Source organism: Arthrobacter sp. E70 (assembly GCF_058266945.1).
In genome coordinates this window covers 1-433 of record NZ_JBYQFR010000045.1, presented here as the reverse complement: position 1 = coordinate 433, position 433 = coordinate 1, and the positions used below count along the sequence as shown (strand labels likewise).

Below are 433 nucleotides of genomic sequence, written 5' to 3'. Positions count from 1 at the left end.
GGGCCGCAACGCGACCCACCAGATGAAGAAACTGACCCTGGATGACCTGAAGAAGTTCCGCGACCACCTGCGCATCCCCATTTCCGATGAGCAGCTTGAGAACGACAACTACCGTCCGCCGTACTACCACCCGGGTACTGACGCGCCGGAAATCAAGTACATGATGGAGCGCCGCGCCGCCCTGGGCGGGTCGGTGCCGGAGCGCCGGTCCACGCACGCCGAGATCGTGCTGCCGGACGCGAAGTCGTACGAGGTGGCCAAGCGGGGCTCGGGCAAGCAGCAGGCCGCCACCACCATGGCGTTCGTCAGGCTCCTGAAGGACCTGATGCGGGATAAGGACTTCGGCAAGCACATCGCCCCGATCATCCCCGACGAGGCACGCACGTTCGGTATGGATGCGTTCTTCCCGACGGCGAAGATCTACAACCCCAAG

At 64.0% G+C, this 433-nt stretch carries 1 pseudogene; it reads left to right on the top strand.

What is annotated here, in order from left to right:
- Positions 1–433 (top strand): annotated as a pseudogene (locus AC3IMC_RS20465) (pyruvate dehydrogenase (acetyl-transferring), homodimeric type); the annotation flags it as partial.